This is a genomic window from Mucilaginibacter sp. OAE612, from assembly GCF_041806395.1.
In the GTDB taxonomy this organism is placed as follows: Bacteria; Bacteroidota; Bacteroidia; order Sphingobacteriales; family Sphingobacteriaceae; genus Mucilaginibacter; species Mucilaginibacter rubeus.
Window position 1 is genome coordinate 2,518,142 of sequence record NZ_JBGMUW010000001.1, and the last position, 16,878, is coordinate 2,535,019.

The following is a 16,878-nucleotide window of genomic DNA, read 5'->3' on the forward strand; positions in this document are numbered from 1 at the left end:
TGTTATTTACTGTGTTTAATTTTAGTAAACTTAAAGTTTGATGTTTATGCCTGAAGCAATTTCAATGGTGGCATTTCAAAATGGGGATAAGGAAGCTTTCAATCATATTTTTAATATGTTTTATAAGCGGGTGTGTTTTTTTGCTGCAGGAATTGTTAATGAAGATGCTGCTGAAGATCTTGTGCAGGATGCCTTTGTAAAGCTATGGGAACGTCGTTTAAGTTTTGATAGTTTAAATTCAATAAAGGCCTTTTTATACTTAACTACCAAAAACAGCTGCATCAACAGTTATAAGCACCAAAAGGTTGTTGGAAAATTTGAAAGTCGTCAAACTGAAAGCCTTGACGAACCAAACATAATTTACCGCCTTATTGAAGCCGAAGTATTAGAGGAAGTTCAGCAGGCTGTGCAGCAATTACCACAAAGCTATCGTAAAGTAATATACCTTAGCTATTTTGAAGGCTTAAGTAACCAGGAGACTGCCGATTATTTAAATATTTCTATCAATACGGTAAAAACACAAAAAGTACGGAGCCTGCGTATCCTTCGCGAAATTTTAAAGCATTCTCCAACCGCTTTGTTATTACTTATACATAAAGTTTAAGTCCCTTCTTCTCTATAACTCCATTCCCGGGCATTTTCTGCCCCCATAAAAAAATAAAAAAGATCATACCATTGTCACCCGTTTGCTTCCTTTAGTTGTTTGTATGTTATTAAATGGAAAAAAACGAGCGGGACTTTTACGTAGCTGAACTAATCGGCAAACTTTTAAACGGTGATATTTCGCAGGAAGAATACCTATGGTTAAAAGAATGGGTTAATGAAAGTGCCGAAAACAAAGTGCAATTTGAAAAGCTGACAGATGCCGGCTTCCTTGAAAAAAAGCTGGCTTTCTGGGATAACATTGATAACGATAAAGCATGGAATGAGCTGCTGCGGAAATTACCTGAACCGGAATCAGAGTCAGTTCGCCGTTTTAATTATACATCGTTATTGAAGTATGCAGCCATAGTCATCTTGACCTTAAGTATCTCAATTTTATTATATCTCCGGAATGAAAACCGGGTAAAAGGGAATGATAAATCGCAGATAGCTCAAGCCACCATGATCAAACCCGGCAGTAACAAAGCTATCTTAATTTTAGGCAATGGCCAAAAGTTAGCGCTTAAAAATCATACACAGGTATCTATCAACGAGGATGATGGAACTGCAGTATCTAACAAAAACGAAATATTAGCTTACAAACATGCCGGAAAAGCAAATGCCGGACAGCAGGTAATATATAACACCATTGTCGTTCCACGCGGAGGTGAGTACCAACTGGTATTAGCCGATGGTTCAAAGATCTGGATGAACTCTTCTTCTTCATTACGTTACCCAACTTCATTTTCGGGCAGCGAACGCAAAGTTTACTTAAGTGGGGAGGCGTATTTTGAAGTAGCTAAAAATGCCAGAATGCCTTTCATAGTGAAAACTGACAAAGCAGAAGTAAAGGTGCTTGGAACTCACTTTAATGTGAAAGCTTATAACGATGAAGAGCTTTACAAAACTACGCTTTTAGAAGGAGCAGTTAGCGTACAGTCATCTGCTATGATAAATGAGATTAAACCGGGGCAGCAGGTAATAATTAATGGTCAGGGCCAGCAAAAAATCACGAGCAACATTAATGTTGAAGAAGAGGTAGCCTGGAAAAACGGACTATTCATGTTTACTAAGGCCGATATCAAAGACGTTATGCAACAGGTATCCCGATGGTATGATATTGAAGTGGTGTACGAAGGGAAGGTGCCAGATCTGCAGTTCTCCGGTCAGCTATCGCGCAAGGTTGATTTTTCAGGCTTTACCAATATATTAAAATACGCCGGGTTAAACTTCACTATTAAGGGTAAAACGGTAATTGTAGCAAAGTAACGACAGGGCTAATGTGTGAGAAGATTAGCGCTTAAATATATAACCACTACCACCAATTGTTCACCTAAATTAAAAATGATGAGAAAACAAATACTTATCTCTCCCTAAAAGGAATTCACTCCGCTCGTATTTATAGCCACAGATGTTTATAAATACGATTTTACGAAAAACGAAGATAGTAACCGGGAGTGCTCGTAACACTGCCCGGTAGTATCTGGGTAAACCAATTATCCCTGGAAAGCATAATTGAAATTCAACGTCTAACCCAAACCGTACAAAAGTATGAAATTCATTTCTAAGTCTGTAGCGGGCATGCGGCCTGCTATAACTAAAGTTTTATTGGTTATGAAACTGATTGCCATTATAATGATTACTGTTTTTAGCAGCGTTAGTGCCAAAAGCTTTAGTCAAACAGTTACACTTCATGAAAAAAATGTATCTGTCAAAAAAATTCTCAAATATATTGAAAAACAAAGCGGCTATCATGTAATACTGATAAATGTGAACCCCGAAACAACCCTTGCCGGGACAATAAATATCAATCTTGAACATGCAACGGTTGAAGAGGCACTAAATGAGTGTTTTCGCAATAAACCTATTACTTACACCATTATTCAGGGAACTATTATTATAAAAAAAAAGGAGGAAGAGTTAGCAGCGGAAGTAAAGGAAAGCATTGACATTCATGGTAAGGTAATTGACGAAAAAGGACAGCCGCTGCCTGGTGTTAATGTAAAGGTAAAAGGGGCTACGGTAGGAAGCATTACAGGCGCGCAAGGTGAGTATACCATAAAAGTGCCCGATGGGCAGGCGGTATTAGTTTTCTCCTATGTGAGCTTTGAAACACAGGAAGTAGTAGTAGGCGATAAGAGGGCGATCAATATCACGATGAAAGAAGCTTCAAACAGGCTTAGTGAAGTGATAGTTGTAGGTTATGGAACCCAAAAGAAAGTTGATTTGACAGGTGCCGTTGTTACTGTAACGGGATCGGAACTGAATAAACGAGTGGCTACAGATCCCACTCAATTACTACAGGGAAAACTACCCGGCTTATCCGTTGTACAAGGTTCGGGCGAAGCCGGTAACGAAGGAACTTCTTTACGCATAAGGGGTACGGGTACTTTCAGCAGCGCAGGCAATTCGCCATTCATCATTGTTGATGGTTTGCCGGGGAGTATTACAGCCCTCGATCCGCAAAATATTGAATCGGTAACTGTACTAAAAGATGCAGCTTCGGCATCAATATATGGTACGCGTGCTGCAAACGGAGTTATATTAATAACCACCAAGCAAGGCAAGGAGGGCAAAATGCAGCTCTCTTATGATTATAATCTTGGTATCACAAGAGCTTCTGCATTGCCCAACAACATGATCTACAATTCGGCCCAGTACATGACACTCTGGAACCAGGCCGCAACCAATTCAAATTATCCCAATAAATATAGCGATGCGCAAATCGCACTTTATACTAACCCAACAGATCATACATTATATCCCGATTATAACTGGTTAGATGCCATTTTTAATACAGTTAAGGTGCAAACTCATCATCTGGGTATCACCGGAGGTAGCAATGGCACCACTTATAACGTTGGTTTAGGCTATGTTGATCAGCCTGATGTTATGCTGGGATATTACTATAAAAAATACAATATTCAACTCAACCTCACTTCAAAATTGAACAAGTGGGCAACATTTGGTTCAGCCATTACTTTAAACAGCAGCGAGAGAGGTTACACCTCAAGGGGGAGTCAGGATCAGTTTTTATCTGCTCTGTCACAACAGCCTATGTATGGCCCCATATTACCCGATGGCAGCGGCAGGTATACTAATTCAGTATTCCCCAGTGTTCAAACACCCAACAAAAACCCAATTGCAATTGCCAAAAACGCCATCAACAAACAAAACGATTATTATTTACAAAGCAGTTTTTATTTAAACATTCATTTGTTAAAAGGCCTGGAATGGCGAACTAACGGCGGCTTTAACTTCGATTACAATAAAACTATCGATTTTAAGCCGGTAATTAATCAATACAACTGGTTTGCAAAGCCCGGCGATGCACCTGAACGTACCCTGGATGTAAATGGACAAGGCATTGATGTAACCGATAATAATTCATTTTACCCGGTTGCTTATACACAGTTTACCTATTCACGATCAATTAATAACAATCATAACTTTAAATTACTGGCCGGCACGCAGGTTGAATATAACAAGTCGCAAAACCTGGAAGGGCTCCGTAATTTACCATTTGCATCCAATACATTACAGGAGGTTGATGCCGGGCCCATTGCTTCGCAGCTTACCAACGGCACAAGCAATATTTACTCCTTGCATTCGTACTACGGGCGTTTAAATTATGATTACCAGGAGAAATACCTGTTGGAAGCCAATGCCCGGTATGATGCATCTTCCCGTTTTCCGGCAAACAACAGGTGGGCATTTTTCCCGTCGGTATCGTTAGGTTGGGCGGCCACGAAAGAAAAATTCCTGCAAAATGTAAACTGGTTAAATAATTTAAAGCTACGCGCGTCATTAGGTAATTTGGGGAACCAGAATATCGGCAACTATCCATACCAGGAAACCTATAATTTCAAAAGCTATTATAATAATAAAACAAGCTATGCTTATCCATTTGTAGGCTCCACCGTAACAAGTGGCGTTATCAATAATTCATTAACCAACCCTAATATCAAATGGGAAACTACAAGGGTATTTGATATCGGTACTGATATTACGGTGTTGAACAACAAACTCAGCTTCTCGTTCGATTGGTATGATAAATTAACATCGGGCATCCTTGAAACAGCCACTACGCTTACGCCGCTTTACTTTGGCCTCAATGCACCCATTATAAACTATGGTAAAATGAAAAACACCGGTATTGAAGCGTCTTTTGAATATAACGACCGCTTTGGTAATGTTGGATTTTCATTCGGCGGAAACATTCAGGCCAATAAAAACACTTTAGTTTCCTATGGGGCCCCGGCCATAAGTACCGGAACAAATACCATTAACCAGGAGGGACAACCTTATGGCAGCTTTTATATGCTTAAGTATGTGGGGATTTTTCAATCGGCAGCAGAAATAGCAGCCTCGCCAACGCAGCAATATAATCCGCAGCCGGGTTATATGAAGTATGCGGATACCAATGGCGACGGAAAGGTTGATGACAGTGACAGGGTAATAGTGCCGGGTGCCTATCCTAAATTTAATTATGCTTTTAACACAAATGTTAACTGGAATAATTTTGATCTTACGGTGTTCTTTTACGGCTCGTACGGGCAAAAATTATATGTTAACGGTTGGGGGATACAGCCATTTAACCAGGGATCGCCTCCACCTAAAGAGTGGTTAAACGCCTGGACAACATCTAACCCAAGTACAACCATGCCTATGGTTTATGTTTTGGGCCAGGGAAACATCAGCAGTAATGCCAACACAGCTTCCACATATTATTTAAGAGATGCTTCTTTTTTAAGGTTAAAAAACGTGCAGCTTGGCTATAATTTACCTAAAGATTGGGTTAAGCATCTATTTATGTCGGGCCTGCGGATCTATTTTGCCGGAGATAACCTGGTTACGTTCACCAAGTTTCCCGGTCTTGATCCCGAAAGGATAGTTTCCAACACAAGGTATGTTACACACCCCCAAAACCAGGTTTACTCCTTTGGGGTAAGGGCTACATTTTAACATTTATTATTTGAAACGATCATGAAAACAACGATAAAATATTTGATGCTTTTTTTGACAGCCGTTTTAATGGTGAGTAGCTGTAAAAAAGACCTTTTAAATCAGAACCCTCCGGCAGACATTGCCAGCTCCGTTTACTGGAAAACACAAAATGATGCCGACCTTGCTTTAGCGGGGATCTATAGCTTTTTTATCCAGGGTTTTAACTATACCGCGTCCGGAAATACCGGGCAGGGCTTTGGCGCTGGTACGCCTTATTGGGATAGCCTTAGTGATAACGCGTACAGCAGTGCCTATTCAAATATAGCGCAGGGAGCCATAACGCCGACTGTTGGCGGCCTGCAAACAGACGCATATTCAACTGCCTACAGGGCTATCCAGGCATGTAATACTTTTTTAGATAACGTGCGTAAAATCAATCTGCCATCTGCAACTTTAAACCAATATTTGGCCGAGGTAAGATTTGTAAGGGCGTACTGGTATTTTACGCTTACCCAATTGTATGGCGATGTTGTTTTATCGCTTCATCAGATCACCATAGATCCGGCGAATACCCAGATGGGAAGGGCACCAAAATCTGTGGTGATTGATACCATTTTAAACGACCTTACCTTTGCCGCAAATAATTTACCCAATACTGCTTATTCCGGCCATGTCGTTAAGGGCACTGCTATGGGCTATATGGTAAAAGTATACCTGGCCAGGCATCAGTACCAGCAGGCTGCTGCTACCGCTAATACCATTATAACCGACGGCAAGTTTCGTATTTATACCGGCGGGTACAGGAATTTATTTTTAAAACCGGGACAAAACGGCAACCCCGAGATCATGTTCTCGGGGCGTTACCAGGTTCCCACGGCTTTTAGCCCGGCAGATTATTTATATACCTACAGCTCAAGTTTCCAGCCTTTAAGTTACCTGGTTAATGATTATGAATGTACCGACGGGCAACCAATCAGTACATCGCCTTTATATAATTCCGCAACACCATATGCTAACCGCGATCCAAGGTTATTGGCTACAATATTAACGCCCGGCGTGTTGTATAAAGGAGGGATCCCTTTTGTCCCGGCGGCTATTGGCGCTTCTGCCGGTTTCCTTAACAAAAAGGGAGTTGATTCCACCCGTGCAACAGTTATAGGCACACAAAGCGATCAGGACTGGGTTTATTTACGCTATGCAGATGTTTTGCTGATGTATGCCGAGGCACAGAACGAGGTTTCCGGCCCTGATGCCAGTGTGTATGCTGCAATTAACGCAGTTCGTACCCGCCCTGGAGTAAATATGCCGCCAATACCCGCCGGACTTTTGCAGGATGATATGCGCATAAGGATCCGCCATGAAAGGCGGATTGAGCTGGCACTTGAAGGACAACGATATTTTGATTTAAAAAGATGGGCTTTGGATAGGGTAATTATACCAACCATCAAAGACCCGAACGCAACACAGCGAACGTTTCCGCTGAGGGATACTATCTGGCCGGTTCCGCAAACAGAAATTGATATTGCCAAAGCAGTGGGCAACACCGCATTTAAACAAACACCGGGCTATTAATCAAGCTGTAAACGATGAAAATTATTAAAAAAATGAGAGTGGCTATAAGTATAGCGCTCTCTTTGATGGCTTGTTCATCAGGCTTGTTTGCTGCCGTTAATGTAGTTGTTTACAGCCCGGATAAGCAGGTCCGAATGGAAGTATTCAACAAACAGGGAACCATATTTTATACAGTCACTTATAAGAGCCAGCCGGTTGTCAATACATCAGCCATGTCGGTCAGTATTGATCAAACGGCATTAACCAACCGGGCCACTATTACAGGAAGCACAACTTACAGCATAAATGAAACCTATCCATGGTATGGCGTGCATTCAAAAGCTGTTAATCATTTTAACGGTGCAAAAATTAAACTATTACATGGCGAAACCGCTTTTGTACTTGATGTAAGGGTATTTAACGACGCGGCTGCTTTTAGCTTTACAATACCAGGAGATAAAGGTGTTATCCACGTACCAGATGAAGCCACCGCGTTTAATATTCCCGCCGGCAGCACCATTTGGTATCATGACCTTAACGGGCATTATGAAGGCGTGCATACCCATAAACTAATTGACTCTGTAAAAAATGGTCAATGGATAGCTCCGCCTGCCACAATTAAGTTACCCGATAACGCAGGATATGCTTCTATTACCGAGGCCGACCTTAAAAACTACTCCGGGATGGCCTTGCTGGCTAATGGGCAAAGTCAATTGATATTGCAATTAGCTCATCATCATCCCATATCTCATCCTTATGAGCTAAGATATAGTAAAGAAGATATTGATAGGGTTTTAAAGCCTGCGGCAATTAGCGGAACCATCACCACACCCTGGCGTGTGATCATGATCGGTGCGGATCTAAATGCAATGGTTAATTGTGATGCCGTACACGATTTATGCCCTCCGCCCGATAAAAAATATTTTCCTGAAGGAGTCAATACTTCGTGGGTAAAGCCGGGACGGGCAGTATGGCAATATTTGGATGGCGCTGCCGACAAATCGGCGTCCGGCATGAAAGAGTATTCGAGTCTGGCAGCCGGGTTAGGTTTTGAGCACAATATACTGGAAGGGTTTTGGGAAAAATGGAGTGACGACGAGATCAGGGACCTGGTTAATTATTCGCAGCAAAAGGGGGTGAGTATTTGGGTTTGGATGCACTCTAAGGATTTGCGCGATTCAAGCATCAGGCACGCGCGTTTTAAGCGTTGCCATGATCTGGGAATAGCAGGTTTAAAGATTGACTTTTTTGATAATGAAGCAAAAGAGACAGTTGATTTATATCAGGCAATTTTAACAGAGACTGCACAGCTGCATTTACTGGTCGACTTTCACGGATCAAATAAGCCTACCGGGCAATCGCGTACCTGGCCCAATGAGCTTACCCGGGAAGCTGTTAAAGGTATGGAATCAAGCAAGCTGGAAGACAGGGCAACACACAGCACAACGCTGCCATTTACCCGTTTTTTAGCAGGCCCGGCAGAATATACACCGGTACATTTTGGCGACCGCCGTAAAAACACTACCTGGACCAATCAGATAGCCAGCGCAGTTATTTTAAGTGCACCTCTATTAACCTATGCTGCCAATCCTAAAAATCTGCTGGCAAATCCCGGCGCCGACATTATCAAAAGTATCCCCTCAACATGGGACGAAACGATTGTATTGCCGTCATCGGCCATTGGTGAGCTGGCAGTTTTTGCCCGGCGAAAAGGCAATACCTGGTTTTTGGCCGTCATGAACGGAACTCAGCCCAGAAACATAAAAATACCGCTTAGCTTCCTCAGCTCGCCTGCTAAATGCACCGATATTCATGATAATCCGGAGAGTTCTGCAACATTGAAAACAGAGCGCTCCGTTGCAAAGCCAACCGATGTACTGTCATTAAGTTTAGGTGTGGGCGGCGGATATGTGGCGAGGTTTAACAAATAATAGCATTCAATAAAAGCCGATACAAAATTATATGAGAAGGATTAAAGGATACATTATACTACTGGTATTTAATTTACTGGGAAGGCCTACTATAATGGCGCAGACTAAGACCGTTACTTTAGACTATTTTTTTAATAATGAATACCGTAAGAATTCCGCAGGTACTTTAGAACGGTATCATTATACCTGGGAGGATCAGAGGAGCAGCGGTTACTCTATTTGGGGAGATGTTTTTAAAAAGAATGGGGCCCTTCTTAAGAGCCTTGAAAGTAAACCGGACGCCCAAAATTTGACTGGGACAGATATTTATATAATAGTTGACCCTGATACCAAAAAGGAAACGGCTAACCCTAATTATATTGAAGCCAGGCATATTAAAGCTATTACCGACTGGGTTAAACGTGGTGGGATACTGGTATTAATGGCGAATGACAGTGCAAACGCCGAATTGCCACACCTCAACAAGCTGGCCGAAAAATTTGGAATTCACTTTAATGATGATTTGTACAAGCACGTTATTGGTATTCAGTTTGAAATGGGCGCTATCACAATTCCGGCAAATGATCCCTTATTTAAAACGGCAAAAAAAATTTATCTCAAAGATATTTCCACACTAAAATTATCGCCCCCGGCGGCGCCATTATTAACTGATAGCTCCCGTGTAATTATAGGTATGGCCAAATACGGGGCAGGTACAGTAATTGCTGTCGGCGATCCCTGGCTGTATAACGAATATACCAACGGACGGCTACCCGCAGCCATGGATTTTGATAACGATAAAGCGGCCGATGATCTGAGCAAATGGCTGATAGATCAAATACCGGCAAAGAAATAAAGGAAACCAGTTTATCCGGATTGAATTCCGGTTTTATAATCCTAAACCGATTATACACATCAATAATTTAAGTCACTTTGAGTTTTAAGTAATGCTTTCAGAAATTGAATTAATCATGTTAATTAAGGCCGGAGATATAAATGCCTTTGATGAGTTTTATAAACGTAATTGGAGGGCTTTGTATCATAGTGCTTATCGTTCAACGGGTTCATCGGACGATGCAAAAGACCTTGTGCAAACTGTTTTTATTAGTTTATGGAATTGCAGGTATAGCCTGCAGCCAGAAAGGTATAATGCCTCTTATCTTTTCAGAAGTTTAAGAAACAGCATCATTAATTTTCATAAAAAGGATTCGGTCAGAAAAAGAGGCATGGATAGCTTGCTGTACCTGGAAGATACAGATCAATATAACCACGAGGATAGCTTAATAGCAAAAGAACTTTCAGCAACGATTGAAGGAGGGATCAGGGAATTGCCCAAAAAAATGCAGGAGGTTTTTATTTTATCGCGGCAGCAAAACTTATCCGTCAATGAAATTTCGGAAACCCTTAATATTACCCCTCGTACGGTCAAGAATCAACTCTCCAACGCATTAAAAATATTACGGACAAAGCTGGGGATTTTTTGAAATGCCCTTTAATAACATGGTTGTTTTCTATTGATCATGAATAGCAGCATTTAATAAAAAATGCAAAATACATCTGGTACCAAAACCAGCTGACCTTGTATATATGGTACAAAGCCAAAAAGACTGCTATAAGCGGTTGAGATAAACTTAAAAAACATTCATAATGATAAAATGGCGCAAGCCCGGTCCAGGTTTTGGGCCCGGAGATGATCATCTTCAGGACGAAAAAGCTATGCGGGCTATAGAGAAGGAAATGCTTCATAACATCCATAAAGAAATTTATGGGAAATGGCATTTTATAAAAACATCGGCCGCCAAATATGCCATTGCCGCCTCATTGGTTTTGATGTGTAGTTCAGCGCTTTTTTACTTTAAATTATCGGTTAAAGATAAAGCAGCTATGATGGCCGTAACCGCAAAAAAAGGCAATCTCAAAACAATAACCCTTCCCGATGGATCAACGGTATGGTTAAACTCGGGTTCAACCATAAAATTCCCCGAACGCTTTGGAAAAACGAGAGAGGTACAGCTTATTAACGGCGAAGCTTACTTTGATGTAAAGCATGATAGCACTTCACCTTTTATTGTTCATTATGGCCGCTTATACGCCCAGGTATTAGGTACTGCATTCAATGTAAAGTTTTACAAAAACATCAGTGACGTAAGGCTAACAGTTACCAGGGGGCGTGTTGCTGTCGGTAACAAAACTGAAACCTTTGGCTTGCTTACACCAGATAAAGAAATGGTTTACGACCAGGAAAAGGCCACCCACCAAATCAGGACAATTGATGCCGAAAAGGTAGCAGCCTGGAAATCAAGCGAGGTCAATTTGTACGGTGTTTCATTTAATGAACTGGTAATGCGGCTGGAAAACACTTATGGTGTTCACATTAACTATAATCATAAAGAGAATGATCATTTGATAACAACTATTCATTTTTCAAATAATAATACACTATCCTATGTTCTTGACATCATTAAAACCATCCACCATTTAGATTATGTTTTGAAAGGAAAGGAGGTTTATCTGGCAAAAAACGAAAACAGTTAAACCCAAAAAGCCAGTACCCCCGAAGCCGGGCTGCAGGGGCATTGGCAGAGAGTGCAGATATAAATTATTGGCAGGTTCCAAGCTAATCCAATAATTCATATAGTTTTTTAGAATAAAAACCTCGTAAAGATGAAAAAAAAATCAACTAAATTTTTTAATTTTTTCATGAAGGTATCGACGATTGTTATGGTCAGCTCACTGGTATTTTGCCATGTTTTGCTTGCCAAACATGCAACGAGCCAGATCTCGGATTCCCCCGTGAAAATCGTATTTGGTAATGAAACGTTGCAAAGCTCAATTGATAAGCTCGAAAAGCAAACCAATATTAAATTTTCTTATAACCCGGTTGAACTAAGCGGTTACAAAATTGCACCGCGTAAATTCAAAGATGAAGCGTTGGGTAAAATCCTGAATTATTTATTCGCTAAAACCCGTTTGTCATTTAAAGAGATAAATACCGGAATTGTAATTTACGATAAATCAGCTTCCGCCAAACCAAGTGTACTAACCAACAAAACCAATGAGCAAAATATTGAAGCTGCCGATATTACAGTAACAGGTAAAGTAACCGATTCAAATGGCGCCCTGCCGGGTGTTTCTGTAAGTATAGAAGGCGGTGGAAGAGGGGTGATCACCGACCCCAAGGGTGAGTATACCATTAAGGTGCCTGCCAATGCTACGCTTATATTTTCTTCCGTTGGATACAAAACACAAAAGGTTGCTGTAAACAATCAAACAAGCATCAACGTAACCATGACGGGCGATCTGAAGTCGTTAAGTGATGTTATTGTGGTTGGCTATGGGGTTCAGAAAAAGTCCGACGTAACAGGTTCAATCGTTTCAGTTAGTGAGCAATCGTTGCGTGATGTTCCGGCCGCTAACCTTGGTCAGGCTTTACAGGGGCAGGCCGCTGGTGTGGATATCCAGAAAAGCGGTGGTAACAGCCACCCTGGTGCGTCCCCCTCTATTTTAATCCGTGGAAACAGATCTATAAATGCCTCAAACTCACCCCTTATCGTAGTTGATGGAATCCCCTTTAACGGAAGTTTGAATGACATCAATCCTGATGACATAACTTCATTAGAGGTATTAAAAGATGCTTCTTCTACTGCTATTTATGGTTCAAGAGGTGCAAATGGTGTTTTATTGGTTTCTACACGCCGTGGTAAAAAGGGTGGTACAGCAATAACTTATAGTGCTTATGCTGGTTTCAATAAGCCGCTGGGGCAGTATAATATTATGAACGGCCCTCAGTTTGAAGACCTCAAAAAATGGGGCCTATATAATGGTAATCCCGGCAAATATACCGGCATTGATGATCCTGCATTTTTAACCGATGGCTCTTTTGCCCCGCAAGAGGTGGCTTCGATAAAAAGTGGTCGTAGTACCGACTGGCAAAAGCTGATCTATAAAAATGGTTTTGTAACAGACCATCAATTAGGTGTTGCAGGCGGTAATGAGCTTACCCAATATGCCATATCAGGTGGATATTACAACGAAACAGGGATCTATTTTGGTCAGTCATTTGTTCGTTATTCTGTTAAGCTGAGTGTTGATCAGCAACTGGGTAAATATGTAAGGGTTGGTTTAAGCAGCCTGAATACCTTAAGCTACACCAATGGTGAAAATGCTAACCCGCTTGGTCAGGCTTTAAGGGCCAGCCCGCTTTCAACTCCATATGATGATGCCACAGGTAAATTAGTAGGCTTTACAGCCGGAAGCGCTAACCAGGTATGGAACCCGCTTGCAAATTTTGTTCCTGGCGCAGCTGTTGAAACACGAAAAAGATTCGGAACTTTTACAACGGCCTACCTCGAAGCAACCCTTGCACCCGGATTAAAATACAGGTTTAACGGCGGCGCTGAAATCAGGCCTGATATTTACGGCAACTACTACGCCAGCGCTACCACCAACAACCTGGGTGGTGCGTCAACCGCAAATAACCAAAGCACTTACAGCTATAATTATACGCTTGAAAATATATTGACTTACGATAAAGTATTTGCGCAAAAGCACCATGTAAACTTTACTGGTTTGTACAGTTTACAGGAAAGCCAAAGCCAGTCAAATTCATTTAGCTACAACAATATCCTGTCGGATGGTATCCAGTATTTTAACCCACAGTACGGCGCAAATTTAAGCGGCTCCGGATCATATTCTAAGTGGGACATCATTTCGTACATGGCGAGGGTAAACTACGGCTATGCCAACAAATACCTACTTACCTTAACCATGCGTTCAGACGGCTCATCGCGCCTGGCACCGGGTAATAAGTATCATGTATTCCCATCGGCAGCACTTGCATGGAATGTTACAAAGGAGCCTTTTTTAATGAACTCAAACGTACTGTCAAACCTTAAATTAAGGGCGAGCTATGGTACAGTTGGCAATACAGCCATTAACCCTTACCAAACTTTGGGCGCTTTATCATCTGTTAACTATAACTTTGGCTCTACCAACCTAACCGGAGCTTACCCAACAAATGTTCCGAATCCCAATCTAACATGGGAGTATACATCTACATTAAACCTGGGCGTTGATTTCGGGCTTTTCCAGGGACGGGTTACTGGTACAGTTGAAGCCTACCATCAGTATACCAGGTCGTTACTGTTGCCATTATCATTGCCGCCAACCTCGGGTATACCAAACAGTATTTTAACTAATGTGGGCCAAACGCAAAATAAAGGGATTGAAGTAAGCATAAGCACCATCAATTTACCCGGTAATGGCAGGAACAGCGTTAGCTGGAGCACCAATTTTAACATCGCATTTAACAGGGGTAAAGTAACCAAATTAGCGAGCGGGGTTACCCAGGATATCACAAACGGTTTGTTTGTGGGGCAGCCCATCAATGCCATATTTGATTATAAAAAAATTGGCATCTGGCAAAATACAGCTGCCGATACTGCCCAGGCTAAAAGCTTAGGTCTTACAACCACCGGTACAGGTTCTGTGATTGGCACTATCAGGGTAGAGGATGTAAATAAAGATGGAAAGATCAGCGCCGCCGACAGGATTGTACTTGGGTCAGATCAGCCAACTTATACCGGCGGTTTTACCAACCGCATAGGGTATAAAGGATTTGATTTTACGGTAGTGGCCGCTTATAGGGTGGGGGGACTAATCACTTCCAAAATGTTCCAGAGCGGAAGTTTCATTAACACCTTCCAGGGTAATTATAATAACCTGAATGAGGATTACTGGACACCAACCAATCATCAGAATTACTATCCTAAACCCAATTCTGCTTCAACCAATACGCCTTATTCATCCACTTTAAGTTATTTTGACGGTACCTTTTTAAAAATCAGGAGCCTGACCTTAGGCTATAATATGCCCGAATCGATAACCAGGCGTATCAGTGCACGGTCACTAAGAATATATGCTACGGCGCAAAATCCATTTATTCTTTTTTCTCCGTATCGTAATACTTATCATGGTTTGGATCCCGAAACAGCCGGGGGCTTAAACGTAGATACGCCTCCTACAAAGTCATTTACATTCGGTATTAACATGACACTTTAAATTTAAATAAGATGAAAAGGATATCTATATATTTATACACCTGTTTGTTTTTAGGTCTTACAACTACAGCTTGTAAAAAAACACTGATAGAAGACCCGAAATCAACGCTTACCCCTGCTTTTTTTACAACAAGCCAGGGCTTTCAGGCAGGTCTCACTGCAGCCTATGCAGGTTTCAGAACCATTTGGGGGCCGGATACCTATTTTGAATTAACCGTACCCGGCACCGACGAATTTATTGCCGGTAACGATGGAAACAACGGCCTGGTAAAATATAACAGCAACTTTAATACTGCAGATGGTACCGTTGCTACCATCTGGAAAAACTGCTACACCTATATTAACACATGTAATGGCTTGATCGGTAATGTTCCTGCTGGTATTGACGCTACAACGGCAGCGAGCATGGTTGGTGAGGCCAAGTTTTTACGGGCAAATTATTACTTTATATTAGTTCAGTTTTGGGGCGACGTTACCTTAAATAAAACATTTCAGGCGGTACCTACTACTTCGGCTAATAGGGACAAAATGGCCGATGTATATAACTTCATTGTTCAGGACCTGAAAGATGCGATAGCGGTTCTTCCTGCAAGCCCTTTAACCAATGGAGTGCAACCCGGCAGAGCTACAAAAGCTGCCGCAATGCACATGCTTGCAAAAGTATATTTAACAAGGGCGGGCTCATCGGCTAAACAGGCAGATGACTATAAAAATGCCTATGCAACAGCAATCGATCTTATAACAAACGTTGCACCCGCCGGAGGTATTAAATTGCAGCAGGATTTCGGGAAAGTATTTGCTGAGGGCAATGAAACTAACAGTGAAATACTTTGGACTGTACAACACACTACTACATTGGCCTACAACGGTTCCGCTACCCAAAACAACAGTGGCCCTGATAACTTGCTGTGCCACTTATTTGTACCTAAGTATGAAGTGCAGCCCGGCATGCAGCGCAGTACCCTTTACGGGCGCCCATATATCCGAGTGGTGCCTACACATTGGCTTACTGATACTGTATTTAGCGAAAGGGTTAATGATCAGCGTTATAATAAAACGTTTCAAACCATGTGGTTATGCAACAATGCAGCTTCAATACCTACGTGGTCTAATCCATTGCCAGCCGGTGCGCCTGTTGGTGCTCAGCCCGGAGCACCTAAATTTACAGTAGGTGACACCGCTATCTGGATGCCTGGTAAAGCTATGACTTCGGCACAGATTGCCGGTTATCGTTACCAGGTTATTCCGCCTGCCAAATACAGCATTGCGTTGTCGCCAGCTATGATTAAGTATTTTGATACTAAACGGCCCGATCAAAATTCGCCCTCAAGCAGGCCGATAATCATATATCGCCTGGCCGAAACGTATTTAATTGCTGCCGAAGCATTATTTATGGATGGCCGTGCCGGTGACGCAGTGCCATATATTAATGCCATTCGTGAAAGGGCTGCTTACCCTTCAGGCAACGCAGCAGCAATGGATATCACTGTAGATAAACTTTCGCTGGATTTCATTTTGGATGAGCGCTCAAGAGAATTGTGCGGTGAACTTGTACGCTGGCTTGACCTTGCAAGGACAGGGAAGCTGCTGGAAAGGGTAAAACTGCATAATACGGATGGTAAAGCTAATATTAAACCATTTCATGTGCTTCGCCCAATCCCGCAAACACAAATCGATGCAACAATTACAGGTACTCCATATCCGCAAAATCCGGGTTGGTAAACCGGAAGTAGGTAAGGCGTACATAACGTAAAGCGACAAAAAATACT

General features: G+C 41.9%; 10 protein-coding genes. All 10 read left to right on the forward strand.

The window, feature by feature from the left end:
* Positions 1-46: 46 nt before the first annotated feature.
* The 10 genes from ABID99_RS10495 to ABID99_RS10540 all read left to right on the forward strand — a co-directional run bounded on the left by ABID99_RS10495 (position 47) and on the right by ABID99_RS10540 (position 16,831).
* Positions 47-604 carry an RNA polymerase sigma-70 factor gene (locus ABID99_RS10495; protein WP_175489950.1) on the forward strand — a complete coding sequence of 186 codons (558 nt, stop codon included), beginning with the start codon at positions 47-49 and terminating at the stop codon, positions 602-604.
* 113 nt (positions 605-717) lie between these two features.
* Complete coding sequence (locus ABID99_RS10500; RefSeq protein ID WP_354483256.1) at positions 718-1,911, forward strand: FecR family protein; 1,194 nt, start codon at positions 718-720, stop codon at positions 1,909-1,911.
* 282 nt (positions 1,912-2,193) lie between these two features.
* The gene (locus tag ABID99_RS10505) at positions 2,194-5,607 is read left to right on the forward strand and encodes a SusC/RagA family TonB-linked outer membrane protein (protein WP_373613655.1); all 3,414 of its coding nucleotides are present in this window, start codon (positions 2,194-2,196) and stop codon (positions 5,605-5,607) included.
* 21 nt (positions 5,608-5,628) lie between these two features.
* Positions 5,629-7,161, forward strand: coding sequence for a RagB/SusD family nutrient uptake outer membrane protein (locus ABID99_RS10510; protein ID WP_373613656.1), 1,533 nt, complete (start codon positions 5,629-5,631; stop codon positions 7,159-7,161).
* A 14-nt stretch (positions 7,162-7,175) separates the two neighbouring features.
* The gene (locus ABID99_RS10515; RefSeq protein ID WP_373613657.1) at positions 7,176-9,071 is read left to right on the forward strand and encodes a glycoside hydrolase family 97 catalytic domain-containing protein; all 1,896 of its coding nucleotides are present in this window, start codon (positions 7,176-7,178) and stop codon (positions 9,069-9,071) included.
* A 31-nt stretch (positions 9,072-9,102) separates the two neighbouring features.
* The gene (locus ABID99_RS10520) at positions 9,103-9,906 is read left to right on the forward strand and encodes a DUF4350 domain-containing protein (RefSeq protein WP_373613658.1); all 804 of its coding nucleotides are present in this window, start codon (positions 9,103-9,105) and stop codon (positions 9,904-9,906) included.
* A 115-nt stretch (positions 9,907-10,021) separates the two neighbouring features.
* Complete coding sequence (locus ABID99_RS10525) at positions 10,022-10,534, forward strand: RNA polymerase sigma factor (RefSeq protein ID WP_175489949.1); 513 nt, start codon at positions 10,022-10,024, stop codon at positions 10,532-10,534.
* A 163-nt stretch (positions 10,535-10,697) separates the two neighbouring features.
* A complete protein-coding gene (locus ABID99_RS10530; protein WP_090525894.1) occupies positions 10,698-11,585 on the forward strand; it encodes a FecR family protein in 888 nt (295 codons plus the stop codon).
* A 129-nt stretch (positions 11,586-11,714) separates the two neighbouring features.
* Complete coding sequence (locus tag ABID99_RS10535) at positions 11,715-15,110, forward strand: SusC/RagA family TonB-linked outer membrane protein (RefSeq protein WP_373613659.1); 3,396 nt, start codon at positions 11,715-11,717, stop codon at positions 15,108-15,110.
* A gap of 11 nt (positions 15,111-15,121) precedes the next feature.
* Positions 15,122-16,831, forward strand: a complete 1,710-nt coding sequence (locus ABID99_RS10540; protein ID WP_373613660.1) for a RagB/SusD family nutrient uptake outer membrane protein — start codon at positions 15,122-15,124, stop codon at positions 16,829-16,831.
* Positions 16,832-16,878: the final 47 nt, after the last annotated feature.